24 protein-coding genes, 2 tRNA genes and 2 pseudogenes are annotated in these 26,606 nt (G+C 68.7%); 8 read left to right on the forward strand and 20 right to left on the reverse strand.

Annotation, left to right across the window (positions count from 1 at the left end; translation table 11 throughout):
* Positions 1–173: 173 nt before the first annotated feature.
* A complete protein-coding gene (locus ACIOGX_RS13430) occupies positions 174–386 on the reverse strand; it encodes a hypothetical protein (protein ID WP_401912786.1) in 213 nt (70 codons plus the stop codon).
* Between the two features lie 132 nt (positions 387–518).
* Here ACIOGX_RS13430 and ACIOGX_RS13435 point away from each other — a divergent pair, with 132 nt between their 5' ends.
* Positions 519–1,166: a PadR family transcriptional regulator gene (locus ACIOGX_RS13435; RefSeq protein ID WP_356508881.1), complete on the forward strand. Its 648-nt coding sequence runs from the start codon at positions 519–521 to the stop codon at positions 1,164–1,166.
* Positions 1,167–1,385: 219 nt separating this feature from the next.
* Here the strand turns inward: ACIOGX_RS13435 and ACIOGX_RS13440 are convergent, their stop codons facing one another.
* Positions 1,386–1,913, reverse strand: coding sequence for a flavin reductase family protein (locus ACIOGX_RS13440; RefSeq protein WP_356508883.1), 528 nt, complete (start codon positions 1,911–1,913; stop codon positions 1,386–1,388).
* A gap of 54 nt (positions 1,914–1,967) precedes the next feature.
* On the opposite strand from ACIOGX_RS13440, the gene ACIOGX_RS13445 reads away from it, so the two are divergent.
* A complete protein-coding gene (locus ACIOGX_RS13445) occupies positions 1,968–2,186 on the forward strand; it encodes a hypothetical protein (protein WP_356508885.1) in 219 nt (72 codons plus the stop codon).
* 99 nt (positions 2,187–2,285) lie between these two features.
* Here the strand turns inward: ACIOGX_RS13445 and ACIOGX_RS13450 are convergent.
* The 4 genes and pseudogenes from ACIOGX_RS13450 to ACIOGX_RS13465 form a co-directional block, all read right to left on the reverse strand.
* Positions 2,286–3,459: pseudogene (locus ACIOGX_RS13450) on the reverse strand (NADH:flavin oxidoreductase).
* Between the two features lie 137 nt (positions 3,460–3,596).
* Positions 3,597–4,100, reverse strand: coding sequence for a flavin reductase family protein (locus tag ACIOGX_RS13455; RefSeq protein WP_401912790.1), 504 nt, complete (start codon positions 4,098–4,100; stop codon positions 3,597–3,599).
* Between the two features lie 33 nt (positions 4,101–4,133).
* A complete protein-coding gene (locus ACIOGX_RS13460) occupies positions 4,134–5,168 on the reverse strand; it encodes a ferredoxin--NADP reductase (RefSeq protein WP_356508890.1) in 1,035 nt (344 codons plus the stop codon).
* Positions 5,165–5,650: a Rieske 2Fe-2S domain-containing protein gene (locus ACIOGX_RS13465; RefSeq protein ID WP_356508892.1), complete on the reverse strand. Its 486-nt coding sequence runs from the start codon at positions 5,648–5,650 to the stop codon at positions 5,165–5,167. The genes ACIOGX_RS13460 and ACIOGX_RS13465 overlap by 4 nt, the downstream gene beginning before the upstream one ends.
* Before the next feature lie 563 nt (positions 5,651–6,213).
* Here ACIOGX_RS13465 and ACIOGX_RS13470 point away from each other — a divergent pair.
* The 4 genes and pseudogenes from ACIOGX_RS13470 to ACIOGX_RS13485 all read left to right on the forward strand — a co-directional run bounded on the left by ACIOGX_RS13470 (position 6,214) and on the right by ACIOGX_RS13485 (position 8,027).
* Complete coding sequence (locus tag ACIOGX_RS13470) at positions 6,214–6,471, forward strand: hypothetical protein (protein WP_401912793.1); 258 nt, start codon at positions 6,214–6,216, stop codon at positions 6,469–6,471.
* The gene (locus ACIOGX_RS13475) at positions 6,450–7,271 is read left to right on the forward strand and encodes an acyl-CoA dehydrogenase family protein (RefSeq protein ID WP_356508895.1); all 822 of its coding nucleotides are present in this window, start codon (positions 6,450–6,452) and stop codon (positions 7,269–7,271) included. Before ACIOGX_RS13470 ends, ACIOGX_RS13475 begins: the two co-directional genes overlap by 22 nt.
* A 101-nt stretch (positions 7,272–7,372) precedes the next feature.
* Positions 7,373–7,435 (forward strand): annotated as a pseudogene (locus ACIOGX_RS13480) (hypothetical protein); the annotation flags it as partial.
* Positions 7,436–7,676: 241 nt separating this feature from the next.
* On the forward strand, positions 7,677–8,027 hold the full coding sequence (locus ACIOGX_RS13485) for a VOC family protein (protein WP_401913398.1): 351 nt from the start codon (positions 7,677–7,679) through the stop codon (positions 8,025–8,027).
* 102 nt (positions 8,028–8,129) lie between these two features.
* Here ACIOGX_RS13485 and ACIOGX_RS13490 read toward each other — a convergent pair whose 3' ends face one another.
* The 4 genes from ACIOGX_RS13490 to ACIOGX_RS13505 form a co-directional block, all read right to left on the reverse strand.
* On the reverse strand, positions 8,130–8,657 hold the full coding sequence (locus ACIOGX_RS13490; protein WP_401912796.1) for a hypothetical protein: 528 nt from the start codon (positions 8,655–8,657) through the stop codon (positions 8,130–8,132).
* Positions 8,658–8,729: 72 nt separating this feature from the next.
* A complete protein-coding gene (locus tag ACIOGX_RS13495; protein WP_401912799.1) occupies positions 8,730–9,614 on the reverse strand; it encodes an alpha/beta fold hydrolase in 885 nt (294 codons plus the stop codon).
* 254 nt (positions 9,615–9,868) lie between these two features.
* Positions 9,869–11,416, reverse strand: a complete 1,548-nt coding sequence (locus tag ACIOGX_RS13500; RefSeq protein WP_356508905.1) for a site-specific integrase — start codon at positions 11,414–11,416, stop codon at positions 9,869–9,871.
* Positions 11,417–11,520: 104 nt separating this feature from the next.
* Positions 11,521–11,593, reverse strand: a tRNA-Ala gene (locus ACIOGX_RS13505).
* A gap of 185 nt (positions 11,594–11,778) precedes the next feature.
* Here ACIOGX_RS13505 and ACIOGX_RS13510 point away from each other — a divergent pair.
* Together ACIOGX_RS13510 and ACIOGX_RS13515 are read left to right on the forward strand one after the other, a co-directional pair.
* Positions 11,779–12,327, forward strand: a complete 549-nt coding sequence (locus tag ACIOGX_RS13510; protein ID WP_030354386.1) for a transcriptional regulator — start codon at positions 11,779–11,781, stop codon at positions 12,325–12,327.
* 34 nt (positions 12,328–12,361) lie between these two features.
* A complete protein-coding gene (locus tag ACIOGX_RS13515; RefSeq protein ID WP_401912803.1) occupies positions 12,362–13,960 on the forward strand; it encodes a serine/threonine-protein kinase in 1,599 nt (532 codons plus the stop codon).
* A 12-nt stretch (positions 13,961–13,972) separates the two neighbouring features.
* On the opposite strand, the gene ACIOGX_RS13520 is transcribed toward ACIOGX_RS13515, so the two are convergent.
* From ACIOGX_RS13520 to dnaN, 10 genes are all read right to left on the reverse strand, one after another.
* Positions 13,973–15,298, reverse strand: a complete 1,326-nt coding sequence (locus ACIOGX_RS13520) for a hypothetical protein (protein ID WP_401765638.1) — start codon at positions 15,296–15,298, stop codon at positions 13,973–13,975.
* 260 nt (positions 15,299–15,558) lie between these two features.
* A complete protein-coding gene (locus ACIOGX_RS13525) occupies positions 15,559–15,693 on the reverse strand; it encodes a DLW-39 family protein (protein ID WP_211266759.1) in 135 nt (44 codons plus the stop codon).
* A gap of 172 nt (positions 15,694–15,865) precedes the next feature.
* A tRNA-Ile gene (locus ACIOGX_RS13530) sits at positions 15,866–15,939 on the reverse strand.
* A gap of 58 nt (positions 15,940–15,997) precedes the next feature.
* Complete coding sequence (locus tag ACIOGX_RS13535) at positions 15,998–16,618, reverse strand: DUF3566 domain-containing protein (RefSeq protein WP_356508911.1); 621 nt, start codon at positions 16,616–16,618, stop codon at positions 15,998–16,000.
* Between the two features lie 87 nt (positions 16,619–16,705).
* Positions 16,706–19,372 (reverse strand): DNA gyrase subunit A, encoded by a 2,667-nt coding sequence (gene gyrA, locus ACIOGX_RS13540; RefSeq protein WP_356508913.1) that lies wholly within the window; start codon positions 19,370–19,372, stop codon positions 16,706–16,708.
* A 51-nt stretch (positions 19,373–19,423) separates the two neighbouring features.
* Positions 19,424–21,502, reverse strand: a complete 2,079-nt coding sequence (gene gyrB / locus ACIOGX_RS13545) for a DNA topoisomerase (ATP-hydrolyzing) subunit B (RefSeq protein WP_356508915.1) — start codon at positions 21,500–21,502, stop codon at positions 19,424–19,426.
* Between the two features lie 453 nt (positions 21,503–21,955).
* The gene (locus ACIOGX_RS13550) at positions 21,956–22,639 is read right to left on the reverse strand and encodes a DciA family protein (protein ID WP_401912808.1); all 684 of its coding nucleotides are present in this window, start codon (positions 22,637–22,639) and stop codon (positions 21,956–21,958) included.
* Positions 22,636–23,835 carry a DNA replication/repair protein RecF gene (gene recF / locus ACIOGX_RS13555; RefSeq protein ID WP_356508919.1) on the reverse strand — a complete coding sequence of 400 codons (1,200 nt, stop codon included), beginning with the start codon at positions 23,833–23,835 and terminating at the stop codon, positions 22,636–22,638. The genes ACIOGX_RS13550 and recF overlap by 4 nt, the downstream gene beginning before the upstream one ends.
* A gap of 31 nt (positions 23,836–23,866) precedes the next feature.
* Positions 23,867–24,754, reverse strand: coding sequence for a phosphogluconate dehydrogenase (NAD(+)-dependent, decarboxylating) (gnd, locus tag ACIOGX_RS13560; protein WP_401912812.1), 888 nt, complete (start codon positions 24,752–24,754; stop codon positions 23,867–23,869).
* Between the two features lie 89 nt (positions 24,755–24,843).
* The gene (gene dnaN, locus ACIOGX_RS13565) at positions 24,844–25,974 is read right to left on the reverse strand and encodes a DNA polymerase III subunit beta (protein WP_030354377.1); all 1,131 of its coding nucleotides are present in this window, start codon (positions 25,972–25,974) and stop codon (positions 24,844–24,846) included.
* Between the last annotated feature and the right edge of the window lie 632 nt (positions 25,975–26,606).

A 26,606-nucleotide genomic window follows, 5' to 3' on the forward strand; every position in this document is an offset into this window, starting at 1 on the left:
GCTAACCGAGGCGAGCGCCCGCACGTGTGGGCCACGGCCATGCCGAGTGAATGCCGGCGCAACCTGGACGGCCTGCCAGGGGACGGCTCCCGCCGGGGCCAGGCGGTCCTTCACGGCGGATGCGCGCGGCCGGCCACCGGCGAGACTTCATGACGCCCGGTACTCGCCACCGTTCAGGCCCGGCCGGAGCGCACGTCGAGCATGCCGACCCGCTCGGCGACGCGTACCCGGTGGTTGTACTTGAGCGGCATGCAGACCACGCCGTGGCCCATACGAATCGTGGAGGTCTTCGCTGGCACCCGGGTGAGGAGAACCTCGGACGCCGTCATGCGGGCATGGCGCTCAAGGCCGTGGTGCTCGACCGCCCAGATCGGGTCGAAGCCCATCTGGGCGTGGGGTTGGCGATTTGCGCCTCGAGGGTCATCGAGAACTGCACGTGAACTTCGATATTTCGACTAGGAATAGTTCCAACAGGTATATAGCGTTGCCGCTTCATCATGGTTCGGTAGCCTTGAGGGGTGACTGAGAAATCCCCCACCCTGCCGCCGACCAGTTGGGCGGTCCTCGGGCTGCTCTCCTTCGGAGAGGAACTGTCCGGCTACGACCTCAAGAAGTGGGCCGACTCGAGCCTGAAGTTCTTCTACTGGAGCCCGTCCTACAGCCAGATCTACAGCGAGCTGAAGCGACTGGAGAGGGCCGGCTATGCGGTGTCGCGCGTCGAGCTGACCGAGAGCACACGTGGCAAGCGCGTCTACACGATCACCGGCGAAGGGCGGGAGGTTGTCACACGGTGGGCCCGGGACGCCCCGGTCGAGCCGCCCATCCTCAAGCACGGGGTCATGCTCCGGGTGTGGCTCGGCCACCTGATGGAGCCCGAGAAGTTGCGCGGGGTCATCGAACAACACCGGGACTACGCCGATAAGATGCGCAAGCTCTCCGCGATCGACGCCGAAGCCGCCGCCGAGGTCTCCGACTGGGCCTATCCCGAGATGGTCCTGCGCTGGTCGGAACGGCACTACGAGTCCGAGCGCGACCTGGCCCAGCACATGCTGAACGACCTCGACGCCCTCGCGGCCCAGCCCCGCCCCCAGCCTACGGGCGGAGCCTACGCCCGCTTCAAGAAGCAAGCCGCTCGGACGTCGGGTACCCGTTCCCGGCTGAAATGATCGCCCGGGCCCCCTTGGCCCGTTCTGGTCAGTTCAGCCGGGACAACCGGCGGTGGAGTGATCCCGGCGGAAGCACGCAGGGCAGCCCGGCACTGTTCAGGAGCGCCGGCACCCCTCAGATCCAACGGGACACCACCCTCATGCATCATCGGCACACATCGGCCGCGCGCTGGGACCTGGCCGCCAGGGTCAGCGACCCCGACGCAGGAGACAGCCGGATCAGAACCAGCGGTCTCCGCTCAGTGCGCCGATCAGGTCGCGCGGGACTCGGTCGCTTCCGCCGGGAACAGATGTCAGGGTCCCGAACGAGCTGCGGAAGAAGAGGAGCGGAGCACCGTCCCCCTCAGCCGTCAAGGCGGTGACGGCGCCGACGGCGATGCTGTGGTCGCCGCCAGCCAGTTCGTCGGCGAGGTCGGCCTCGATCCAGGAGAGCGCGCCGGGCAGCAGTGGTGCGCCATTGACCCCCGGGCGCCAGTCGAGGCCGTCGAACTTGCGGGGCCCGGCGAGAGCTTCGCAGAGGCGACGCTGGTCGGCCGCCAGCACATTAATCGCGAACCTGCCCGCGGCTCGGATCTTCGGCCAGGACGTCGAGGCCTCGCCCGGGCAGAACAGCACCAGAGGCGGGTCGAGGGAGAGCGACGAGAACGACTGGCAGACCATGCCGACCGGCTTCTCGTCGTGGATGGCGGTGACGGCAACGACCCCGCTGGCGAACGTTCCGAGCACCCTGCGCAACTCGACGGACATGACGATCCTCCCTTAGCTCGGAAGCTATTTCAGTTGGGTATGTTCTGACTGGCGATGACCCCCGCACTCGCCTCGGAGTACAGCAAGGAGAACGCCGGCCCGGGTCTGCCGGAGGACGCCGACTACACGCTGATCGCGAAACTGCTTCCTGCCACGGGCGACGGCTTCGGGCGGCCGGAGCCCGTGGCCGGCGTCGTCGCGAACTCGGCTCAACCGACGGCTCATTCATCATCGGGTACCGAGATCCGCGACGACGAGGGTACGCACTGCTGAGGCGCAGCTCCCCCGTGATGGGTACGGTGGAGCAGACCTGCTCGGCGCCGACGGCGCGGTCCGGCGGCGCGTGGCCGCCCCCAGCCGGTGGCCTCCCCGTCAGCGTTCGGCCAACACACAGTGCGTGCCACTGAAGGTGGTGGGGCATGCACTTGTTGCAGTGGATGCACAGAGACCGGGTGCCGCTCTCGCTCTCCATACGATTGATCAGGTCAGGTTCACGCAGCAGTGCCCTGCCCATCGCCACGAACTGGAAGCCTTCGGCCATGGCCCGCTCCGCGGTCTCCCGCAGGGACACCCCGCCGAGCAGGACCAGCGGCAGGCCGAGCGCGGCACGGAACTGCCGGGCGCTTTCCAGCAGATACGCCTCTTGGTACGGATAACTGCGGATGAACTGTTTGCCCACCATGCGCACGCCCTGACGGACGATCGGATTGCGCATCGCGGCGGCGAACTCCGTGAGTGGCGCCTCGCCCCGGAACAGGTACATCGGGTTGAGCAGCGAACTGCCCGCGGTGAGTTCAAGGGCATCCACACTGCCGTCGACCTCCAGCCACTGGGCCACCTGGAGGCTTTCGTCCAGCCACAGTCCGCCCGGAACGCCGTCGTCCATGTTGAGTTTGGCCAGGATAGCGATGCGGTCACCCACAGCGTCCCGGACCGCGCGGGCAGCATTACGGGCGACTTTGGCACGGCCCTCCAACGTGCCGCCGTACTCGTCCTTCCGCTTGTTGATCTTGGGGCTCAGAAAGGAGCTGGCGAAGTAGTTGTGGCCGAGGTGGATCTCCACCGCGTTGAAACCGGCTTCGACGGCGTGCAGTGCTGCGTCGGCGTGGGCCGTGGTGATGCGTGCAATGTCGGTTTGGCTCGCCCGCCGTACCCGTCGGAGCGACTGCTTGTTGAACGTGGTCGAAGGACCGAGGGCCGGCACGCCGTTGGAGCTGCCGTCTGCCACCGGGCCCGCGTGGCCGAGCTGCGCCGAGACCGCCGCGCCCTCGGCGTGCACCGCATCGGTGAGTCGGCGCAGCCCCGGAACGGCCTCCGGGCGCATCCAGATCTGATCGCGTTCGGTTCGGCCCTCCGGGGCTACGGCGCAGTAGGCAACAGTGGTCATGGCCACGCCGCCCGCGGCGTGGCGGCGGTGGAAGTCAATCAGTTCGTCGCTGACCAGCGCACCCTTGCTCATGCCCTCGAACGTCGCCGCTTTGATGAACCTGTTGCGCAGCGGCAAGGGGCCGAGCCGCGCTGGTCCGAAAAGGGCGGGTGGTGTCATAGCGACCTCCAGTGTGCGGTAGACGTGCGGGGCAGGGACGCATGGCGGTGGGCTGGGTGTCCGGACGCAGGGCTGCGGCAATGCCACCGCCGGCGAAGAGGATCGTCGGGGCGGACACCCTGCGGCCCGCGGCGCTGTCAGCGGCCGCTTGCCATCAGGGTGGCGTCTGGTATGTCATGACCGCCCTTGAAGTAGAGCAGCGGCGCGTCCTTGCGTTCGACGCGCATTTCGCGCACCCGGCCCACCACGATGTCGTGGTCGCCGCCGTCGTACACGGCCTCGATGGCGCACCCGAGCCAGGCGAGGACCCCGTCCAGGATGACGGTCCCGCCTGGTGAGCGGCGCGAGCCGACGGCGTCGAACTTGGGACCGTAGGTACTCCCGAACGCCTTGCAGACCTCGCGCTGGTCCTCGGCCAGTATGTTGACCCCGAAGTGGCCGGAGGGGCGGATACGTGGCCAGCTCGTGGAGCTGTGCCCCGGGCAGAACAGGACGAGCGGCGGATCGAGGGAGAGCGAGGAGAACGACTGACAGGTCAGGCCCACCGGCTCATCACCGTCCAGACCGGTGATCACGGTCACTCCGGTGGCGAACTGTCCCAGGACGGCGCGGAACGTCCGTATGTTCGCACTGGGCAGCATAGGAACTCCTTCAGTGTTCGGGAGCCGGGCGGCTCAGTCATAGACGACTTCCACCTGGTCAGTGAGCGGCACCGCCTGGCAGGCCAGGACGTACCCCTCAGCGAGGTCTTCCTCCATCAGCACGGAGTTGCGCAGCAGCTTCACTTCGCCGCCGACCACCCGGCAGGTGCAGGCGCTGCAGGACCCCTCCCGACACGAGAACGGTGCGTCGAGGTCCTGGGCGAGAAGGAGGTCGAGAAGAGTGGTGCGGGCCGGCCACGGGAATGTCCGGCGCTCCCCGTCGAGTTCGACGGTCAGCGTCCCGGTACACGCCTCGTCGGCGGGCGGTGGCGCGGGCGCCGCGGACAGTTCCGCGAACGGGTTCGACGTCAGCGACTGGTACTCCTCGGACAGCACCCGCGAGCGGTCCATGCCGGCCGCCTCCAGCGCCTCGGCCGCCGTGTGCATGAACCGCTTGGGCCCGCACAGCAACGCGGCGTCGGCTCCGGCCCAGGGCCGGACCAGGGCCGTGAGACGACCCAGGTCAGGCAGCCCGTGCAGGGTCTCCAGCCAGTGGACCACCTGGACCCGGTCCGGGTACTCCTCGGTCAGACGGCGCAGTTCGGCCGCGAAGATGACCGACCGTTCGTCGCGGTTGGCATACACCAGAACGGCGCTGCCGCCCTCCCGGACCCGGGACCGCAGGATCGACATCACCGGGGTGATGCCGCTGCCTGCCGCGAGCAGTAGCAGGTCGCGGTGGCCCGGCGCGGGGGTGAACCGGCCGGCCGGAGGCAGCACCTCGATGGTGTCACCGGGACGGAGCCGGTCACAGATCCAGTTGGAGGCGAGGCCGCCCGGCACCCGCTTGACGGTGACGGTCGGGCGGGGATCGCCCGGCGCGCTGGACAGGGAGTAGCAGCGGGCCACCCAGCCGTCCGGCCCTGGTATCCGTAGGGTCAGGAACTGGCCCGGCTTGTAACGGAGTTCGTCGGCAATCCCGGCTTCGGTCTCGAAGGAGACGGAGACGGCGTCGGCCGTCTCCGGCGTCACCTCGGCGACACGCAGTGTGCGGACCACGCCGCTCACGCGTCGACCACCGCCAGGGCTCCGTTCCGTAGGGTCCGTTCGATCGTCGCCCGCAGCCAGGTGCAGGTGGGAATCACCGGGGTCCGGGGTCGTCCGCGGGTGGCGATCGCTTCGGCGAACTCCGCGCTGCCCTCGGCGCTGTCGGGCCACTGCATGGAGGTCTGCGCCAGGCTGCTCTTGCGCACCAGCACCGCGGTGGCGCGGCTCTGGCACACCAGGGGTTGCACGTTGGCTGTCCGCTCCGGGTCCGCGAGCGGGCCCCGTGCGCCGGCCATATGCGGGCAGTAGCCGTTGAGGATGTTGAGCTTGCCCGTGTTGTCGGCGAAGACCACGAGCTTGGTACCGAAAGCCTGCACAGCGTGCGGCTTGCCATCCCGGAACGTGTCGGCCAGGCCTGGGCAACGCCGGCCGCGGGCGTATCGGGTGAGGGGTGTTCCGGTCTCGATGACGCGGACATCGTCGTCCGAGTCGACTGTTGCCATCGCTCCTCCATCTGTACGCGGCACGCGGCTGGGGCGTCACGTCCTGCCGACCCCTCAGCGTCACTCCTGGCCGTCATCGTGCGAACGGGACGACGGTCCAGAAAGGCCCGTTCCCGCTGACCGGGACGGCGGGGTCAAAAGTCGGCCACGGGTGGAACCAGCCGTCGCGGGACAGGTTCCAACGGGGTGAGAGACCACATCGGCCACCGCACGACGGCGCCCCGAAAGAGCGGCACGGGGAATCACGCACATCCGCCACCACGGCGCCGCGAGTCATGCCGCCACTTCCCCAAACCCCTTCTCGGCACCTGCGGTCCAGCGGATCGGTCCCGGTCAGCGGGAGCCACCCGTACGGCCGGTGCCGAACCCCTCTAGCGTCGGGCCGACCGGGCGACGGCACACAAGAGGGCCGTTCGCGGTGAGGTTCGGAGGTTGTGATGACGCACGAAGTGGTCCGCCGAGTCGAGGAGGTCTCGCCGCTCCCGGCGGCGACGGCCGAGGAGACGGAAGCGCTGTGCAGGCTCACCGACCGGGGTGTCTAGCTCATCCGCCAGGCGGGGGTGATGCGGCTTCTGCAACCGCGGGACTTCGGCGGCCACGCGGCCCACCCGCGCGACTTCGCGGAGGCGGTGATGGCGGTGGCCCGCGTCTGCGGGTCCACGGGCTGGGTGAGCGGTGTCGTCGGAGTGCACCCGTGGGAGATGGCGCTGATGGACCGCAAGCTCCAAGCGGAGGTCTGGGGTGAGAACCCCGACACCTGGATCGCATCCCCGTATGCGCCTCAGGGCATCGCCACCCGGTGGACGGCGGCTACACCCTGAAGGGGCACTGGAACTTTTCCTCGGGAACCGATCACTGCGACTGGATCTTCCTCGGCGCGCTGGTTGCCGGCCCCGACGGCAGACCGCTGCAGCCGGTCAAAGTGCTGCACGTGGTGCTGCCCCGCTCCGACTACACGATCGTGCCGGACTCCTGGGACGTGATCGGCCTGTGCGGAACCGGCAGCAAGGACGTCATCGTCGATGACGTCTTCGTCCCCGACTACCGCACCATCGACGCCGATGAGGTTTCCGAGGGCGAGAAGGCAGCGGAGCGCGTGGGCCGCTCGGACACCCTGTACCGGTTGCCGTTCTGGGCCATGTTCCCACTGGGCATCACAGCGTCGGTGATCGGCACCGCCGAGGGTGCGCTCGCTGCCCATCTCGACTACCAGCGGGACCGCGTCACAGCGAGAGGTACGAAGATCAAGGAAGACCCCTACGTGCTGCCCGCCATCTCGGAGGCGGCCGCCGAGATCAGCGCCTCCCGCACGCAGCTGGTCGACGGCATCAGCAGACTGTACGACAAGGCCGAGAACGGCCGTCCGATCACTTTCGAAGACCGTGCAGCCGTCCGGCGCGACCAAACCCGTTGCGCCTGGCGGGCAGTGGCCGCAGTCGACGAGATCTTCGCTCACTCCGGCGGGAACGCGGTGCGCAAGCATAACGTGATGCAGCGCTTCTGGCGCGACGCCCATGTGGGCCTCCAGCACGCCATCCACGTCCCCGGCTCGATCTACCACAGCGCCGCTCTCACCGCGATGGGAATCGAGCCCGAGGGACCGCTGCGGGCACTGATCTGACGCGCTCCGCCACGTGGCCCTGTCACTTTCCATACCGCTTACCGATCAGATTCTGAGAGGAACACAGTTCGCTGGGCTACGTGAGGGGCCGGGCCGCCGGCATGGCGGCCCGGCGTGCCTTCGCCTTCGAGACGGCCGGCTTCGCAGAAGGGAGCGGCCCGGAGTCGGAAGCGCTGTATCTGCGCATGGACGAGCGTTGCGGGCGGATCGTGATCCTGCCGGGTCGGGAGGACCGGGTCGAGGTTGTGGGCCGGGAGGTCCGCGACCATCTGGTACTCGGCCAGGTGCGGCAGGCCGTCGAGGCCGCCGTGATCAAGCCACTGTCCCAGGAGGACTGCGATCTGCGTCGAGTGGAAGCGTGCCTCACCTTCGAGGCGCCGGGCGGTACTCCGGTTGAGATCTTCCATGGCCGGCTCTGGACCACGGCCCAATCGCCACCCCGTACGGCAACCGCTTCGTCACGGCACGCTGGGCGCAGGGCATGTTGTGGTGCCGGTGGGGGACCTAAACGGGGCGGTCCGTTTCTGCACCGAGACGCTCGGCTTCTTGCCGCGCGGTGCGTTCCGGCTGCCCGCTCCGCCGGAGTTCGGCCCGGTCCGGCTGCGTTTCCTCGGATCCCGACAACCTCACTTCGCTGCGGCCGCCGCAGCAACTCCCGCGCCCCCGAGACCGGTGGCCTCTCCATGCCGCTGTCAGCGACCGCGGTTCGGGCGGGCGGCTCGCCGAACACGCCGAGCGTGGGCCCGAGGCACGTGAGCCGCAGGACAACTCCGCCGGCTATTCCGGCGCCCGTGCGTACATGTGTGAGGGGTGAGGCCGCCCACCGAAGCGGCCTCACCCCTCACACGGTCGTGCCGGTCATGCCCATGCGGCGTCGTGCGTCTCTGGAGGCCGGTCCAGCAGGTGGCGCGCGGCCAGCATGATCTCGTATCGCCCCTCACCGGGAGAGGTCCGCCTGCTCAGCGCCGAGAAGAGAACGCCCCACCAGCTGTACGTGAACATCCGCGCAGCCGTGACCCGTGCCGGGCTGTGGTACTCGTCACCGAGCGTGCGCAGGATCGCGTCGTCCAGGAGCGATTCCGGTACCAGTACCTGCCGCGCCGACTGGTCGCTGTAGTTGGCCGCGGTCGACCGCATCATCGCTCCGCACAGTGTCGGCTGTTCCATGAGGCGGTGAGCCAAGGCCACGAGCCGCTCATCCGCAATCGCCATGGCTTCCGCGTCTGTGTCGCAGTCCTGTTCTCCCGGCAGCCACTCCTCCTCGAGGAAGCACGCGACGCGCGAGGCGGACACGGCGGCGAAGAGCTGCACCTTGGGCGGAAGTAGCGGAAAGAGCGTGCCGCGTGCCACATCGGCGGCACGCTCTGTCCCCTGCATCTGCACCACATCCTCGTACTCCGTGTCGGAGCCGAGAGCCGCCGCCGCGTCCGCTATGCGGTTCCAGCGCTCGGGCGCCCCTCAGACATCGCCACCCGGCCGGTTGAGGAAGGCCAGGACGGCGCTCTCCCAGGCGTCCTTCTGTTCAATCATCACCCAGTGACCGCAGTCGGGCATGACGTGCAGCTCCGCCTTGGGCATGGTGCGCATCGGCAGCAGTGCCATGTCCACGGGGCTGACCCGGTCGTCGCGCCCCCAGGTGATGAGGGTGGGTACGGTGATCTTGTGCAGCATGGCCCAGTACGGCGGCTGGTCGCCCGCCTCATCGGCGGCGAGGAGCGCGGCCAGCGCCTCGCGCCCGAACATACGGCGAGCCGAGGCCAGCGTGTCCGGATCGGTGGCCTGGGCCCAGCGCTCCTCCACCATCTCGTCCGTGACGACCGCAGGGTCGTACACCATGGAGTGCATCCAGCGGACCAGGGCTTCCCGGGACGGATTTTCGGCGAACTCCACGAGCAGCTTGATGCCCTCGCCAGGGGACGGGCTGAACAGGTTGCGGCCGATGCCACCCACGGACACGATGCGCCGGAACAGACCGGGCCGCGCGATCGCCAGGTTCGCTGCGACGATCCCGCCCATGGAGTTACCCACGACATCGACCCGGTCCAAGCCCAGCCCCTCCAGGAATCGGACCACGGCCTTGGGTGCGGCAAGCATCGGGTGCTCGTTCGTCGGGTCACTTACTCCGAAGCCGGGGAACTCCAGGACGAGACAGCGGAAGTGCCGGGCGAACGCGGCGAGGTTGCCCCGGTAGTTGCGCCAGCCGGTCACACCGGGACCCGAGCCGTGGAGCAGCAGCAGGGGCGGACCGTCACCTGCCTCGTGGTACCTCAGAACACCCTGATCGGTGGGGAGTTCACGCAGTGTCTCGGCATAGCTTGGCACCGCGGGCGTAGCCTCAATCATGGTTCTCGCCACCTCTTGTGTCGGAGTCATCAACGCCGTCCCGGTCTCGGTGTCTCGGGAGCCGTCGTGCTTGACGTTAATCAGATTCCCATGCACCTGTGCCCGCGCATCCCGGACAGCGGGAGCCGCCCGAAAGTGCGCCGGCTCGCCTGTCCGGCGCCGACGACCTGTCCGGCGTCGGGCCGTTCGGCAAGGACCCGGGCTGTGCCCGGCACAACCCTCCGGGCGGTTCCCCAACCCGGCCGCGGCGAAGATCAAGCCGGACTGGGACGTGGTCGACGGAGGGCGCCGCGGCGGGCAATCTTCTCCTCGGACCAACCGTCTGCCCGCACGGTCGCGGTCTCTTCCTCGTGGTCGTCGTTCCACTGGGCGGCCACGTCCTGTGCGTGCTGGCGGTCCGTGAACGGGACTTCCCGGCCGCCGAGCGTGACGACGAAGACCGGGTCGTCCCCATGCTCCGTATCGTCCTGCGGCATGTCGCTGGCATCCTTCCAGGTCTCCTGAGCCAGGCCGGAGGGCTGGCGGGGCACTTGGGGGAGTCGGTCTGTGGCGGACGCAAGGCCGGAGCGCTCCAGGAAGCCGGGAAGCGGAGCGGTTGGGTCCATGGCCCATTCGACGGCGGCCACAACCTCGTCGTCCAGCGCGTCCAGCAGATGCCCGTACGTGTCCACCGTCGTGGTGATGGACTCATGGCCCAAGCGGCGTTGGATGGCGGGTAGCGGCACCTTCGCCGCGATCAGCCACGACGCATGCGAGTGCCGGATGTCATGGATTCTCGGCCGCTTGATCAGGCCGTACTTCTCGGCGGCCAGTTCGATCGCGGGCAACCAGCGCAGGCGACGGAAGGTGCCCGGGTCCCATTTATTGCCCTCCGGCCCGGTGAAGAGAAGGTCGTTCCGCTTCAAGCCCTGGGCCCGGCGCCGCAGCATCTGGTCCAGCTTGTGCGTGATCACGACCGTCCGGCGCGACTTCCGAGTCTTCGGAGCACCGAGCACAGACTTCCCGTCCTCGTCCTTCTTCCACGCCCTCTGCACCCGGACAGCGGGGCGGCCGTTGCGCCGCCGGAGGTCGCGCGGCTGGAGTGCGGTCACCTCGCCCCATCGGAAGCCGGTCTCCGCGATGGTCTCGCCAAGGTCCTTGGCGTCGTCGGGAAGGCATTCGTAGATCCACGCCCACTCATCGCGTTCGAGGAAGACGATCTCTTCCTCATCCTCGGTGGAGTCGAGCCGGGGCAGACGGGTCTTAGCGCAGGGATTGGAAGCGCGCAGTGACGTTTCTGCATCGACGGCGGATTGCATGATCGCGCTGAGGAGGCCGTGGACGTTGTGGACGGTCTTCGGCTTGTACGCGGTTCGGGGCTTCCGATTTGGGGGATCAAGCGGAGCGAGGCGGCCGGCCTCCAGGTCGTTGACCCAGTCCTGGACCATGGAGCGGAGGATGCTCCCCTCGCCGTCCTCCACGCAGTACGGCCCGAACCAGGGGACCATATTGTCCAGAACTTGCTTCTTGTACTTCGCGCGCGTATCGCCCTGGATGCCGGTGAGGCGACCTACGTAGGCGAGGGCGAAGGACTCGAACATCGTCTCCGCACGGCGTCGGTCGGCAACGAACCCCTGCCCGCGAATCCACCCGGGGGGCCAGTTCTGACCATGCCCGTTGACCAGATCTTTGAAGCGCTTGGCATCCTCCTCCTCGTCGAAGACCTCCGAGTCCTGCTTCCCCCCGGCGGTCCCACCGGCTCGCCACATGACGGTGTAATAAACCGATCCGTCGCTTCTGACCCTGTCCTTCACGTACGCCATGCCGAGCACCGCAAAACAGGTCGATGCTGACGCGGTGCTGACGTTATAAACACGGAGAGCCCACCTGACCTACGTTTCCGCAGGTCAGGTGGGCTCTCGGATTGTGGAGCCTAGGGGAGTCGAACCCCTGACATCTGCCATGCAAAGACAGCGCTCTACCAACTGAGCTAAGGCCCCTCGACGGGATGGTACGACCGAGCCGCGCGAGAGCGCTCGTCCATCACCGGGACCAGGGTACCGGGTGTACCGAGTGATCCCGCAAAAGGATTGGGACTCCCCGTGCACGACCACGCTCCGTAAGATGCCCCACGAGGTTCGCAGCAGCGAAGCTGCCGCATTGGGGAAGCGATGGGGAGACGCGCATGGACGCCGCACAGCAGGAATCGACTGCCAGAGCCAGAGAACTCCAGCGGAGCTGGTACGGAGAGCCGTTGGGGGCGCTCTTCCGTCGTCTCATAGATGACCTGGGCCTGAACCAGGCCCGGCTCGCGGCGGTCCTCGGACTCTCCGCGCCGATGCTCTCCCAGCTGATGAGCGGTCAACGCGCGAAGATCGGCAACCCGGCCGTGGTCCAGCGGGTCCAGGCCCTTCAGGATCTGGCGGGGCAGGTGGCCGACGGAAGCGTCAGCGCCGGGGAGGCCACGGACCGGATGGAGGAGATCAAGAAGTCGCAGGGCGGCTCCGTCCTCACCGGTACGAGCCAGACGACGAACAGCTCGGGCGCGCCGACCGTGCGCCGGGTGGTCCGCGAGATCCAGTCCCTGCTGCGCTCGGTCGCGGCGGCCGGCGACATCATCGATGCCGCGGACTCCCTCGCCCCGACCCAGCCCGAACTGGCAGAGTTCCTCAGGGTCTACGGCGCCGGGCGCACCGCGGAGGCGGTCGCCCACTACGAGGCGCATCAGAGCTGACGGCGTACGGGACGACGGGGAGCGAGCGCGGCGCATGGGTGAGGTCTTCGCGGGACGGTACGAGCTGATCGACCCGATCGGACGCGGTGGTGTCGGCGCCGTCTGGCGCGCCTGGGACCACCGGCGTCGGCGCTATGTGGCGGCGAAGGTCCTCCAGCAGAGCGACGCGCACACCCTGCTGCGCTTCGTACGGGAGCAGGCGCTCCGGATCGATCACCCGCATGTCCTCGCCCCGGCCAGCTGGGCCGCGGACGACGACAAGGTCCTGTTCACCATGGATCTGGTGAGCGGCGGTTCGCTGGCGCATCTCATCGGCGACTACGGGCCGCTGCCGCCGCGCTTCGTCTGCACCCTGCTCGACCAGTTGCTGGCGGGTCTGGCCGCGGTGCACGCGGAGGGGGTCGTGCACCGCGACATCAAACCGGCCAACGTCCTGCTGGAGGCCACCGGAACGGGCAGGCCGCATCTGCGGCTGTCCGACTTCGGCATCTCCATGCGCAAGGGCGAGCCGCGCCTGACGGAGACCAACTACGTGGTGGGAACGCCCGGTTACTTCGCGCCCGAGCAGATGATGGGCGCCGAGCCGGACTTCCCCGCCGATCTCTTCGCGGTCGGTCTCGTCGCGCTCTACCTGTTGCAGGGTCAGAAGCCGGACGCCAAGGCCCTGGTCGAGCATTTCACCGCGCACGGCACCCCCGGGGCGCCCCAGGGCATCCCCGAGCCGCTGTGGCAGGTCCTGGCGGGCCTTCTGCAACCCGACCCGCACGCGAGGTTCCGTACGGCCACGGGCGCCCGCAAGGCGCTGACAACGGCCGCGGAGCTGCTGCCCGAGCCCGACATCGACGACGAGATCGTCGAGGTCTTCGACCAGATCGGTCCGCTCCCCTCGGCGTTCGGTCCCGAGGGCCCCGAAGGCCGCGTCGGCCCCGCAGCTCCCGCCGGTCCCGTAGGTCTCACCGGTCCCGCCACGGATCCCCACACCGGCGGCCACACCAGCGGCCGGACCGGCGGCCACACCGGCGGCCACCCCGCCGCTCCCTACACCGACGCCACCGGCGGCCCGTACACCGATCCGCGCGGGGCCCAGCCGCCCGCCGGACCGGCGACGGCCGCGTCGCCCGTCACACCGCCGCCCGCCACACCCCCGCCCGCCACACCGCCGCCCGCGCCGTCCCCCACTCCGGCGCCAGGGCCCGCCTCCATGTCGGAGACCGGCAGCTTCCATCTCCCCCCACCGCCCGGCCGGGACCACGTGTCCCAGCAGACCCCGCAGACCCAGCAGGCTCAGCACCCCCCGCAGCCTCAGCCCGCCCCGCAACAGGCCTACGTCCCGCCGTATCCGGCGCAGCACATCCCCCCTCACTACGGCTACGGCACCCCGCCCGACCTCTCCCAGGCGGAGACGGCGGCGGTCCGGCACGAAGAACAGCCCCACACCCGCCCCTACACCGCTCAGAGCCCGCAGATCCCCTTTCAGCAGCCCGCGCCCGCGGTTCCCCATCCGCGGACACCGGCCCACCACGGCCCCGGCAAACGCCCGGGACCGCCCCCGAAGGTGACGGTCCCGGTGCTGCTGCTCGCGCTGGCCTGTTTCGCCGTGGGGATCTGGGCCCTCACCCAGATCCGGAGCTGACGGCCCGGACCCTCAGCCGGGTCCCGGTGCCGCGCGCCGCCGCGCGAGCAGCGTCCACACCCCCAGGCCCGCCACCAGCACGGTCCCCATACCGATCCCGCCCGCCGCGACCAGTGTCATCGTGCCGTTGTCCGCCGCCGCGGCGGTCCGGGACGTGTCACCGCCCGTCGACGCCTGCCGGTCGTCCGGGTCCACGCTGAAGTCGCCGGCGGGCCCCGCGTACGCCGGAGCGCCCTTCGGGTCGCCCGTGACGTCGACCCGCAGCGTCAGCCCGTACGGCCCCGGGCCGAACTCCTTGCCCACCTCCGGGCTGAGGCTGACGCGCAGGTAGTACCAGCCCGCGAACCGCATCTCCTTGTCACCGGTCCGCGAGCCGAAGCGGTTCTCGTACGCCACCGGGGGCAGCGCGTCGAGAGCCGTCGTCTTCTGCTTCCCGTTGTACGAGAGCGAGTTGCTGGTGTCGACGAGCCCTCGCGCCGGGTTGTAGAGGGCCATGGAGAAGGCGCCGCTCACAAACCCCGACCCTGACCCGGACCCGGTTCCCGCCGCGCTGCCCAGGTCCGCGCCGGCGAAGATCTGCTGCCCCCAGTCCACCGGCACCCGGTAGAAGAGCGAGGCGCCCGGCTCGATCTCCGCCGTCCACTCGCCCTTCCCCAGCTCCGCCGCGTCGTAGAAGCCCGTACCGCCCGCCCGCGCCCGAGACTCGCCGCCGACCGGCTCCGGCGAGGCACTGGGCCACCCCGAGGGCGCCTCGGACGGTCCGGGGCTCGTGAGCTCCGGCTCCGAGACATGGCGGATCTCCAGCTCCCACGGCTCGGGGGTGGAGCTGTCCTCGCCGGTCCGCTCGATGACGACGTAGTACGGGCCGGCCTCCTGGCAGGAGTACGCCCCCTTCTCGACCAGCCGGTAGGCATAGGCCGCCAGCGGCCGGGGGTATTTGCTCGCCGTGCCGAACTGCGCGTCGTTGGAACTGCAATCGCTGCCCTGGCTGTTCTGGAGCGAGATCTCGATCTTGTCCCCGTAGGCGACCGTCGACGCCGCCCCGGGCACGGCGACGGCCGAGACATAGGCGTTCGTCCGCGCGTCGAGGTTCAGCCGGTAGATGCGCGTGCCGCCGGGCTCGATCGAATCGCGGTAAGTGCCGTCGGCGTCAAGCTGCTTGGCCCCGCTCGTGGTCGCCGCTCCGCTGATCCGCTTCGCGCCGGGATCGAAGACGTACGGGCTCGGCCCACTGTCCGCCCCGGCCTGGACCGGCAGCGCCGCCAGCACACACACCGCCGCGCCCACCGCCGCCGCCCTGGCCGACGCCGCCCGCCCCCTGCTGCGCTGCCACTTCACGCGCTTCCCCTCGCCCTCTCGGCCCCGCCTGGCCCCCGTCCGGTCGGTCCATCCTGCCCCGGGGCTCCCACCGCTGTCTGCGGGGTCCGCACGGTCAGCCGGATCCCTCCCGGTCTACCCAGCCATTCTTTGCGTAAGCAAGTCAAAGATTCACGTAAGTGAACCCTTCCAGTGGGCGCACGGAGCCCGCCGGCACGAGTCCGGACAGCACAGAGCCCCGACCGCTCGGCGGCCGGGGCTCGTATCAGGACTACTGCGTCTCACACACCCGAACCTGCGGGCACGGAGTCGGTCTCCTCCGTCCACAGATCCTGCTCGGCGCGGTCCGCCTGGATCTGGCGGTACACGAGGAGCCCGCCGATGGCGGCCAGTGCGACCAAGAGAAGCTTCTTCACCGCGCGACCTCGTCTTTCCTTGACGTAGGGGACTTCTGGCGCCCGACTATACACACCGACCGATACCGATCGGTGACCTGCCCGCAACGCGAGGCGGGGCCGCCACCCATAGGAAGAATCGCGAAAAGCAATCGGCTCGTACGGAGCGATCCGTACGAGCCGATTGTCGCGGTGGGGCTAACAGGATTTGAACCTGTGGCCTCATCCTTATCAGGGATGCGCTCTAACCAACTGAGCTATAGCCCCGCGCTGCCCCTGAAGATTAGCGCACTTCAGGGCCAGCCCCAAAATCGATACCCGGCCCTCACTCGTCCTCGGCGAGCGTGAGCTCAACACCGCCCACAAAGCCCGCGGACAGGTTGTAGATGAAGGCGCCCAGCGTCGCCAGCGCCGTGGCGAGCACCACGTCGATCACCGCGATGACCGACGTGAAGATGATCACTCGCGGCAGCGACAGGAACGACTGAAGATCGAAGCCGTTGCTCTCGTTCGAGCCCGTGGCCTCACTGATCGTCCCGCCCACCGTCGAGAAGACGCCCATCGCGTCCATGACCATCCACAGCACGGCTGCCGCGACGATGGTGCACAGACCCAGCGCGATGGAGAGCAGGAAACTGACCTTCATCACCGACCACGGATCGGCCTTCGCCACCCGCAGTCGCGCCTTGCGGGTGCGCGGAGTCGTCCGCGCGCCCGTCCGCGGCCGGCGCACCGCGGAAGCGGAGGAAGCCGCCGAAGGACCGGTCCCACCGGAAACGGCAGATGTCACGGGAGCCCCTTGCTGGATCTGCTGTCCGCCCTGACTCGGCCCGCCGCCCTGTGGCGATGGGTACGCCTGCGGCGGGTGATACGGCTGAGCCCCCGGCTGCGGCTGCTCGGGGCCGTACGTCTCGTAAGGGGGCTTCTGCCCCCGGGTGTCGGTCACCGTTACCCCCTGGGAGTCCGTGGCAGGGCCACGGGCACCGTTCGCTCCGGAAGCGGCCGATCCGGCGCCCGTGGCTCCACTCACGCTCTACTCCTCGTGCTCCCCGGCCGAGGGCTGAGTGCCCTCGGCGACGACCTCGGCCGTACCAGCCTCTTCGGTCCCCGGGTCATCCGTCCCGTCGACCTCTTCGGCTTCACGTCCCGCCTCGGCGTTGCGCGCGATACCGACGACGGCATCCCGCTTGCCCAGGTTGATCAGTTGGACACCCATCGTGTCACGGCCGGTCTCCCTGACTTCGTTGACTCGCGTGCGAATCACACCGCCGCCGAGAGTGATGGCAAGGATCTCATCCGTTTCCTCCACCACCAACGCACCGACGAGAGAACCCCGATCCTCCACAATCTTGGCGGCCTTGATACCCAGACCCCCACGACCCTGGACGCGATACTCGTCGACGGCGGTTCGCTTCGCGTATCCGCCATCTGTAGCAGTGAAGACGAAAGTACCGGGCCTGACGACATTCATCGAGAGCAGTTCGTCGCCCTCCCGGAAACTCATGCCCTTCACGCCCGAGGTGGCACGCCCCATCGGCCGCAGCGCGTCGTCCGTCGCCGTGAACCGGATCGACTGCGCCTTCCGGCTGATGAGCAGCAGATCGTCCTCCGCCGACACCAGCTCCGCGCCGATCAGCTCGTCGTCCGCGCCGTCGTCCGTCTCCCGGAGGTTGATCGCGATGACACCGCCCGAGCGGGGTGAGTCGTAGTCCTTGAGCGGGGTCTTCTTCACCAGACCCGCCTTCGTGGCCAGCACCAGATACGGCACGGCCTCGTAGTCACGGATCGCCAGGATCTCGGCGATCTGCTCGTCCGGCTGGAAGGCGAGCAGATTGGCCACATGCTGACCCCGCGCGTCGCGCCCGGCGTCCGGCAGCTCGTACGCCTTCGCCCGGTAGACCCGGCCCTTGTTCGTGAAGAACAGCAGCCAGTGGTGGGTCGTCGAGACGAAGAAGTGGTCGACGATGTCGTCTTCCTTCAGCTTCGTACCGCGTACGCCCTTGCCGCCGCGCTTCTGCGAGCGGTAGTCGTCCGTCTTCGTCCGCTTCACATAGCCGCCACGCGTGATCGTGACGACGATGTCCTCCTCGGCGATCAGGTCCTCCATGGACATGTCGCCGTCGAAGGGCACCAGCTTCGAACGCCGGTCGTCGCCGAACTTGTCGACGATGACGGCCAGTTCGTCATGGACGATCTGGCGCTGCTTCTCCGGCGAGGCCAGGATCGCGTTGTACTCGTTGATCTTCTGCTGGAGCTCGTCGTGTTCCGCGACGATCTTCTGCCGCTCCAGGGCCGCCAGCCGGCGCAGCTGCATCTCCAGGATCGCGTTCGCCTGGATCTCGTCGATCGTGAGCAGCCCCATCAGGCCCTCACGCGCGATCTCGACCGTGTCACTGCGCCGGATCAGCGCGATGACCTCGTCGATCGCGTCGAGCGCCTTGAGCAGACCGCGCAGGATATGTGCGCGCTCCTCGGCCTTGCGCAGCCGGAACTTCGTACGCCGGACGATGACCTCGATCTGGTGCGTCACCCAGTGCCGGATGAACGCGTCCAGCGAGAGCGTGCGCGGCACGCCGTCCACCAGCGCCAGCATGTTCGCGCTGAAGTTGCTCTGGAGATCGGTGTGCTTGTACAGGTTGTTCAGGACGACCTTGGCGACCGCGTCCCGCTTCAGGACGACGACCAGGCGCTGGCCCGTACGCGAGGACGTCTCGTCGCGGACATCCGCGATGCCGCCGATCCTGCCGTCCTTGACCAGGTCGGCAATCTTCTGAGCGAGATTGTCCGGGTTGGTCTGGTACGGCAGCTCCGTGACCACCAGGCACTGGCGGTTCTGGATCTCCTCGACCTCGACCACCGCGCGCATCGTGATCGAGCCGCGGCCCGTGCGGTAGGCCTCCTCGATGCCCTTGCGCCCCACGACCAGCGCACCGGTCGGGAAGTCCGGGCCCTTGATCCGCTCGATCAGCGCGTCGAGCAGCTCCTCGTGGCTCGCCTCGGGGTGCTCCAGCGCCCACATCGCACCGGCCGCCACCTCCCGCAGATTGTGCGGCGGGATGTTCGTGGCCATACCGACGGCGATCCCGGCGGAGCCGTTGATCAGCAGATTCGGGAACCGCGCCGGCAGAACCGTCGGCTCCTGGTTCCGGCCGTCGTAGTTGTCCGTGAAGTCGACGGTCTCCTCGTCGATGTCCCGGAGCATCTCCATCGACAGCGGCATCATCTTGCACTCGGTGTACCGCATCGCCGCGGCCGGGTCGTTGCCCGGAGAACCGAAGTTGCCGTTGGAGTCCACCAGCGGCATCCGCATCGACCACGGCTGCGCCAGCCGGACCAGCGCGTCATAGATCGAGGAGTCGCCGTGCGGGTGGTACGTACCCATGACGTCACCGACGACGCGGGCGCACTTGTAGAAGCCCTTCTCGGGCCGGTAGCCGCCGTCGTACATCGCGTAGAGCACACGCCGGTGGACGGGCTTGAGGCCGTCCCGTACGTCCGGCAGCGCGCGCGACACGATGACGGACATCGCGTAGTCGAGATACGAGCGCTGCATCTCCGTTTCGAGCCCGACCGGCTCTACGCGCATCGCGAGACCCTCGACCGCCTCGACGGCCTCCTGCACCACGGGGGTACCAGGGGTGCCGGGGGCGCCGGAGCTCTCGGGGATATCAGGGGTGTCAGGGGTGTTCTCGTCGGCCATTGCTGGTCAGTGTTCCTTTCGGCCTTGTCGAATCCGTCAGCTGAGACCGACTCAGATGTCGAGGAAGCGGACGTCCTTGGCATTGCGCTGGATGAACGACCGCCGCGCCTCGACGTCCTCGCCCATCAGCACCGAGAACAGATCGTCGGCCTGGGCCGCGTCGTCCAGCGTGACCTGGCCGAGCACCCGGTGGTCGATGTCCATCGTGGTGACCCGCAGTTCCTCGGCGTTCATCTCGCCCAGGCCCTTGAAGCGCTGGATCGAGTCCTCGCGGATGCGCTTGCCGTTCTGCTTGCCCAGCTCCACCAGGGCGTCGCGCTCCCGGTCGGAGTAGGCGTACTCGAAGTCGTCCCGGCCCCACTTGATCTTGTAGAGCGGCGGACGCGACAGATAGACGTGCCCGGCCTCGACCAGGGGGCGCATGAAGCGGAAGAGGAACGTCAGCAGCAGGGTGTTGATGTGCTGGCCGTCGACGTCGGCGTCCGCCATCAGGATGATCTTGTGATAGCGGAGCTTCTCGATGTCGAAGTCCTCGTGCACACCGGTGCCGAACGCCGAGATCAGCGCCTGCACCTCGGTGTTCTGGAGGATCTTGTCGATCCGCGCCTTCTCGACGTTCAGGATCTTGCCCCGGATCGGCAGGATCGCCTGGTACATCGGGTTACGGCCCGACTTCGCGGAACCACCGGCGGAGTCACCCTCGACGATGAAGATCTCGCACTTCGACGGGTCGTTCGACTGGCAGTCGCTCAGCTTGCCCGGCAGCGACGCGCTCTCCAGCAGACCCTTGCGCCGGGTGAGATCCCGCGCCTTGCGGGCGGCGACCCGGGCCGTGGCGGCCTGGATCGACTTGCGGATGATGTCCGCCGCCTCGTTCGGATTGCGGTCGAACCAGTCCGTGAGGTGCTCGTGCACGATCTTCTGGACGAAGGTCTTCGCCTCGGTGTTGCCGAGCTTCGTCTTCGTCTGGCCCTCGAACTGCGGCTCGCCCAGCTTCACCGAGATGATCGCGGTCAGACCCTCGCGGATGTCCTCGCCCGCCAGGTTGTCGTCCTTCTCGCGCAGGAACTTCTTCTCGCGCGCGTAGCGGTTGACCAGACCGGTCATCGCCGCGCGGAAGCCCTCCTCGTGCGTACCGCCCTCATGCGTGTGGATCGTGTTCGCGAACGAGTACACGCCCTCGCTGTACTGCGCGTTCCACTGCATCGCGATCTCGACCGAGAGCAGCCGCTCCTTGTCCTCGGCCTCGATGTCGATGACCGTCGGGTGGATCAGCTCGCCCTTGCGCGAGTTCAGGTACTTCACGAAGTCGACGATGCCGCCCTCGTAGAAGTACGTGACCGTACGGACGGGCTCCTCGCTCGTCCCCTCCGTCACGTCCGTGCCCGCGACATCGGCGCCCACGACGGCCTTCGCCGACTCGCGCTCGTCGGTCAGCGTCAGGGTCAGGCCCTTGTTGAGGAAGGCCATCTCCTGGAAGCGCCGCGACAGCGTCTCGAAGGAGTACTCCGTCGTCTCGAAGATGTCCGGGTCGGCCCAGAACGTCACCGTCGTACCGGAGTCCGAGGTCTCCTCGTTACGGACCAGCGGAGCCGTCGGCACACCGAGCTTGTAGTCCTGCGTCCAGCGGTAGCCGTCCCGCTTGACCTCGACCGCGACCTTCGACGACAGGGCGTTGACGACCGAGACGCCGACGCCGTGCAGACCACCGGAGACGGCGTAGCCGCCGCCGCCGAACTTGCCGCCCGCGTGCAGGACCGTCAGCACGACCTCGATGGCCGGCTTGTTCTCGGACGGAACGATGTCCACCGGGATACCGCGGCCGTTGTCGACCACGCGCACCCCGCCGTCGGCCAGGATCGTCACGTCGATGGTGTCCGCGTGGCCGGCCAGGGCCTCGTCGACGGAGTTGTCGACGACCTCGTACACCAAGTGATGCAGCCCACGTTCACCGGTGGAGCCGATGTACATACCGGGCCGCTTGCGGACCGCGTCCAAGCCCTCGAGCACGGTGATGGCACTGGCGTCGTACGAAGCGGTGACCTCGCCGTTCTCTCCAGTGGCGGTGGACGGAGTCTTCTCATTGGGGTTGCCGGAATCGGCCACGAAGCGCCCTTTCTGGCACAGCACAGGCCGTTCTCCGGCGAGCGGGAGCGGCTGCGTCGTTCGGCTTGTATCGACGGGTCCCGCAAGCAGAGCGGGATTTTCCACCAGTCTACCGGTAGCGCCGACCCGAATGGGGGTTTGCCGGTACCTGAGTCCGCATGTGCCGCCCTGAATGAGCGCCCGCCGACTCCCCATATTCGGGAAGGGGCTCCAAGAGGCTCACACCGGCATTGAGCGCTTCGGCCTGTCAACCTCCCACTACGGTGAGGGACACCTCAGTCTCCACAGGCGTCCCACCAGGACATCCCGGAGTCGGAGAGAGGGCCGCGGCAGCCGGACGACCGGCCCGCGGCGGGCCGCGCGAGAGCACACCGGACCCGCCGCCACGGAGCGGACGGCGGTCGGCAGCCGCGTCCCGTCGACGGCGAAAGACCTGGTCAGAGCCTTCTTCCGACTGTCAAGGCGGAACCGGCGCCATCAGCCGTACGTGTCACCCGGGCCCTTGCTGCCCGGCGCCCGCAGCCTGCCGAACCGCTGCGGCGGACCACCCGGGCCCAGCACCTTGATCATCCGTACGGTGCCATGCCCCAGGTCCTCGTTCAGCCGCGCCACCAGTCGCGGCGCCAGCAGCCGCAGCTGTGTCGCCCACGCCGTCGAGTCGCACTGCACCGTCAGCACCCGCTCGTCATTGCCGTCGTCGTACCGCTGCGGCACACAGTGCTTCGCCACGTCCTCGCCGACGATCTGCGGCCACCGGCCCATGACCCCGCCCACGGCGGCCGGCGTCTCCCAGCCCCGCTCCGTGATCAGCCGGTTGATCGCCGCACCCAGCGGCAGCGGATCACGGCCGTCCGCGCGCGCACCCGAGCGCAGCCCGCCGCCACGCCGCGCCTGCTTCTTCTGCTGTACGGCGGCGCCCCGTGCCCGCGCCTGCTCCTTAGCCGCCCGCAGCGCGACCCGCGCCAGGTCCACCCCGGACGACTCCGCGGGCAACGGCGCACCCGGCGCTCCGGACCCACCGGAGACTCCGGGGGCAGCGGAGACCGAAGGGGCAGCGGAGACCGGGCCGGAGCCCGGCAGCTCGGCGGGCCCCCTGGATCCGTCGGCCCCGGACGGCCCGGCCGCGCCGCTCGGCCCGGACGGCCTGCGAGAGGTGCTCATACGCGCTCCACCGCACCGTCGGCCACCGCGAACCGCGCCCCGGCCAGCACCCCCGGCACATCGTCGTCCACGGCCGCCGTCACCAGCACCTGCTCTCCCGGAAGCACCAGTTCCGCGAGCCGCTCCCGGCGCCGCGCATCCAGCTCCGCGAACACGTCGTCCAGCACCAGCACCGGTTCATTGCCCTCGGCGCGCAGCAGATCGTACGAGGCCAGCCGCAGCGCCAGCGCGAAGGACCAGCACTCGCCGTGGCTGGCGTACCCCTTCGCGGGCAGCCGGCCCAGCTTCAGCACCAGGTCGTCGCGGTGCGGGCCGACCAGCGTCACCCCCCGCTCGATCTCCTGCTTGCGCACCCCGGCCAGGGCCGCCAGCAGATGCGCGTACAGCTCGTCGCGCGATGTCACTCCCGGGGCGACGAGCCCGTCGGCGGCCCCGGGCCCCGCAGCGTCGTCGCCGGAGGCGCCAGACGCCCCCGGGTCGCCGGGATCACCGGCGGAGGAACGGTACTCCAGCGCCACCGGACCGCCCCCCGGCGCCAGTTGCTCATACGCCTTGTCCGCCAGCGGCTGGAGCGTCGCGATCAGATCGACCCGCTGTGCCAGCAACTCGGCCCCCGCGCGCGCCAGATGCTGGTCCCATACATCCAGCGTCGACAGATCCATGCCGCGCCCGCCGTGCCGCCGCGCCATCGCCGCCGACTTCAGCAGCGTATTGCGCTGCCTGAGCACCCGGTCGTAGTCCGACCGCACCCCGGCCATCCGGGGCGAGCGCGCCGTGATCAGCTCGTCGAGGAACCTGCGCCGCTCACCCGGATCGCCCTTCACCAGCGCGAGATCCTCCGGCGCGAACAGCACCGTGCGTACGATCCCGAGCACATCACGCGGCCTGACCTGCGAAGACCGGTTGATACGCGCCCTGTTCGCGCGGCCGGGATTCAACTCGAGCTCCACCAGCTGCGAACGCTCGCCCTGGGTGACCGCGGCCCGGATCACCGCACGGTCCGCGCCCATCCGTACCAGCGGGGCATCCGACGACACCCGGTGACTGCCGAGGGTCGCGAGATAGCCGACCGCCTCGACCAGATTGGTCTTCCCCTGCCCGTTCGCCCCCACGAAGGCGGTGACGCCCGGATCGAGCGGTACCTCGACCCGGGCGTAGGACCGGAAGTCGGCCAGCGACAGATGCGTGACGTGCATGGATGTACGCGGGCCTCCCCGGCTCAGGGCTCTACTTCTTCGGCTTGTTCGTCTCGACCGCGTGGCCGCCGAACTGATTGCGCAGCGCCGAGACCATCTTCATCTGCGGCGAATCGTCCTGCCGGGACGCGAACCGCGCGAACAGCGACGCGGTGATCGCGGGCAGCGGCACCGCGTGGTTGATGGCCGCCTCGACCGTCCACCGGCCCTCGCCGGAGTCCTCCGCGTAGCCCTTCAGCTGCTCCAGGTGCTCATCCGCGTCCAGGGCGTTGACCGCCAGGTCCAGCAGCCAGGACCGGATGACCGTGCCCTCCTGCCAGGAGCGGAAGACCTCACGGACATCGGTGACCGAGTCGACGCTCTCCAGCAGCTCCCAGCCCTCGGCATAGGCCTGCATCATGGCGTACTCGATGCCGTTGTGGACCATCTTGGCGAAATGGCCCGCGCCGACCTTGCCGGCGTGTACGGAACCGAAGTTGCCCTCGGGCTTGAGCGCGTCGAAGACCGGCTCGACCTTCGCCACGTTCTCCGGAGTGCCGCCGTACATCAGCGCGTAGCCGTTGTCCAGGCCCCATACGCCGCCGGAGACACCGCAGTCGACGAAGCCGATGCCCTTGATGCCCAGCTCGACCGCGTGCTTCTCGTCGTCCGTCCAGCGGGAGTTCCCGCCGTCCACCACCACGTCGCCGGGCGACAGCAGCTCGGCCAGCTCGTCGATCGTGGCCTGCGTCGCGGCACCGGCCGGAACCATCACCCACACCACTCGCGGACCCTTGAGCTTGCTGACCAGCTCCTGGAGGCTGTGGACATCGGCGAGGTCCGGATTGCGGTCATATCCGATGACGGTGTGGCCTGCGCGGCGGATCCGCTCGCACATGTTGCCGCCCATCTTGCCGAGACCGACGAGACCGAGCTCCATCAGGTGTTCCTTAAGCGTTGAGGCGATTCGTACCCGGGTTTGTACCCGGATCCGAGCCTACGCCCGGACCCGGCCACTCACCTGTGGGGTCAGCCGCTCAGGCGTACCGGCATGATCAGGTACTTGTACGCCTCGTCCGCCTCCGCGTCGACGGCCGGGCGGCCGCTGAGCAGCGCCGGCTTCGTGGACGTCGTGAAGGAGAGCTGTGCGACCGGCGAGTCGATCGCGCTCAGCCCGTCGAGCAGGAAGGTCGGGTTGAAGGCGATCGAGATGTCATCGCCCTCCAGCTGTGCGTCGACTCGCTCCACAGCCTGTGCGTCGTCGCTGGAACCGGCCTCCAGGATCAGCACGCCCTGCTCGAAGCTGAGCCGTACCGGGGTGTTGCGCTCAGCGACCAGCGCCACACGCTTGACGGCCTCGACGAACGGGGCGGTCTCGATCACCGCGACCGAGTTGAACTCCGTCGGGAAGAGCGTGCGGTACTTCGGAAGATCACCTTCGAGCAGCCGGGTGGTCGTACGCCGCCCGGCGCCCTCGAAACCGATGAGCCCCTCGCCGGCGCCCGCCCCGGAGAGCGCCAGCGTGACCGTGTCACCGCTGGTGAGCGCCTTGGCGGTGTCCAGCAGCGTCTTGGCGGGCACCAGCGCGACCGCGGACACGTCGGGGGCCTCCGGCTTCCACAGGAACTCACGGACCGCGAAGCGGTAGCGGTCGGTCGAGGCCAGGGTGACCGTGTCGCCCTCGATCTCGATCCGTACACCGGTCAGCACCGGCAGCGTGTCGTCACGGCCCGCGGCGATGGCGACCTGGGAGGCGGCCGAGGCGAAGACCTCACCGGGGACCGTGCCCGTCGCGGTCGGCATCTGCGGCAGCGCCGGGTACTCGTCCACCGGGAGGGTGTGGAGCGTGAAGCGGGAGGAGCCGCAGACCACGGTCGCCCGTACACCGTCTGTGGAAATCTCCACCGGCCGGTTCGGCAGCGCGCGGCAGATGTCGGCGAGGAGCCGGCCGGAGACGAGGACGGTGCCGTCCTCCTCGACCTCGGCGTCCACCGAGACCCGCGCCGAGACCTCGTAGTCGAAGCTGGAGAAGCTGAGAGCGCCGTCCTCGGCCTTCAGCAGAAGGCCCGCGAGTACGGGCGCCGGCGGACGGGCCGGAAGGCTACGGGCCACCCAGGCCACCGCCTCCGCGAGTACATCGCGCTCCACCCGGATCTTCACCGGAACCGCCTCCTGCTGTTGCTGGCTCGCCCTGCTGGCCTTCGTCGTCGGCTGTGATGCCGGGGACCAGTCTGACGTACGGCGCCGACAGTCGGTGCGGCTGTGGGTCAAGTCGGAGCGGCGGGTGTCGGAGGCTCCGGGGCCGAGTTGTGCACAGGGCCTTCTTCGAAGCGGATTCCCCGTTAACTCTGAGTGGGAGTAGTAGTAGGGCCTGTGGAAACCGTGGATAACGTCATCCGCGCAGGTCAGACCCGTTTTTTTGTCCACCGACCCTGTGGGCGCCGTCCGTGGACAACCCGGTCGTTCTGTGGACGGGCGAAAGTTCTGCACAACCGATGCACAGGGCACAGGGACTTCTCCCCAGCCACGTCCCCAGCTTTACCCACGTTCCCCACAGCCCAATCGACCTCCTTGGTGTGATGCCTTTCACTCGACTCAGCGATCCCGGGCGTTTCGTTGCCGAACAGTGGACAGGGGTGTGGAGAAGCTGTGGGAAAGAGAGGCCTGCCTGTGGGCCGCCAGTGGACAACAGCGACGGCGCCCTGTGGAAGAATTTTCCGTCCACAGTCTGTGGAGCAGCGTCGACCACAAATCCACAGGGCTCTGACCTGGGCAGATGCCCTTCCGCTCGG

This window comes from Streptomyces sp. NPDC088147 (assembly GCF_044741565.1).
In the GTDB taxonomy this organism is placed as follows: Bacteria; Actinomycetota; Actinomycetes; order Streptomycetales; family Streptomycetaceae; genus Streptomyces.

Excerpts from the sequence above, each read along its gene's own strand:
- ACIOGX_RS13430 (WP_401912786.1), bottom strand. The coding sequence starts at position 386 with ATGGGCTTCGACCCGATCTGGGCGGTCGAGCACCACGGCCTTGAGCGC.
- ACIOGX_RS13440 (WP_356508883.1), bottom strand. The coding sequence starts at position 1,913 with ATGTCCGTCGAGTTGCGCAGGGTGCTCGGAACGTTCGCCAGCGGGGTC.
- ACIOGX_RS13445 (WP_356508885.1), top strand. The coding sequence starts at position 1,968 with ATGACCCCCGCACTCGCCTCGGAGTACAGCAAGGAGAACGCCGGCCCG.
- ACIOGX_RS13455 (WP_401912790.1), bottom strand. The coding sequence starts at position 4,100 with ATGCTGCCCAGTGCGAACATACGGACGTTCCGCGCCGTCCTGGGACAG.
- ACIOGX_RS13465 (WP_356508892.1), bottom strand. The coding sequence starts at position 5,650 with ATGGCAACAGTCGACTCGGACGACGATGTCCGCGTCATCGAGACCGGA.
- ACIOGX_RS13470 (WP_401912793.1), top strand. The coding sequence starts at position 6,214 with ATGCGGCTTCTGCAACCGCGGGACTTCGGCGGCCACGCGGCCCACCCG.
- ACIOGX_RS13485 (WP_401913398.1), top strand. The coding sequence starts at position 7,677 with ATGGCCGGCTCTGGACCACGGCCCAATCGCCACCCCGTACGGCAACCG.
- ACIOGX_RS13495 (WP_401912799.1), bottom strand. The coding sequence starts at position 9,614 with ATGATTGAGGCTACGCCCGCGGTGCCAAGCTATGCCGAGACACTGCGT.
- ACIOGX_RS13500 (WP_356508905.1), bottom strand. The coding sequence starts at position 11,416 with ATGGCGTACGTGAAGGACAGGGTCAGAAGCGACGGATCGGTTTATTAC.
- ACIOGX_RS13510 (WP_030354386.1), top strand. The coding sequence starts at position 11,779 with ATGGACGCCGCACAGCAGGAATCGACTGCCAGAGCCAGAGAACTCCAG.
- ACIOGX_RS13515 (WP_401912803.1), top strand. The coding sequence starts at position 12,362 with ATGGGTGAGGTCTTCGCGGGACGGTACGAGCTGATCGACCCGATCGGA.
- gyrA (WP_356508913.1), bottom strand. The coding sequence starts at position 19,372 with ATGGCCGACGAGAACACCCCTGACACCCCTGATATCCCCGAGAGCTCC.
- ACIOGX_RS13550 (WP_401912808.1), bottom strand. The coding sequence starts at position 22,639 with ATGAGCACCTCTCGCAGGCCGTCCGGGCCGAGCGGCGCGGCCGGGCCG.
- recF (WP_356508919.1), bottom strand. The coding sequence starts at position 23,835 with ATGCACGTCACGCATCTGTCGCTGGCCGACTTCCGGTCCTACGCCCGG.
- gnd (WP_401912812.1), bottom strand. The coding sequence starts at position 24,754 with ATGGAGCTCGGTCTCGTCGGTCTCGGCAAGATGGGCGGCAACATGTGC.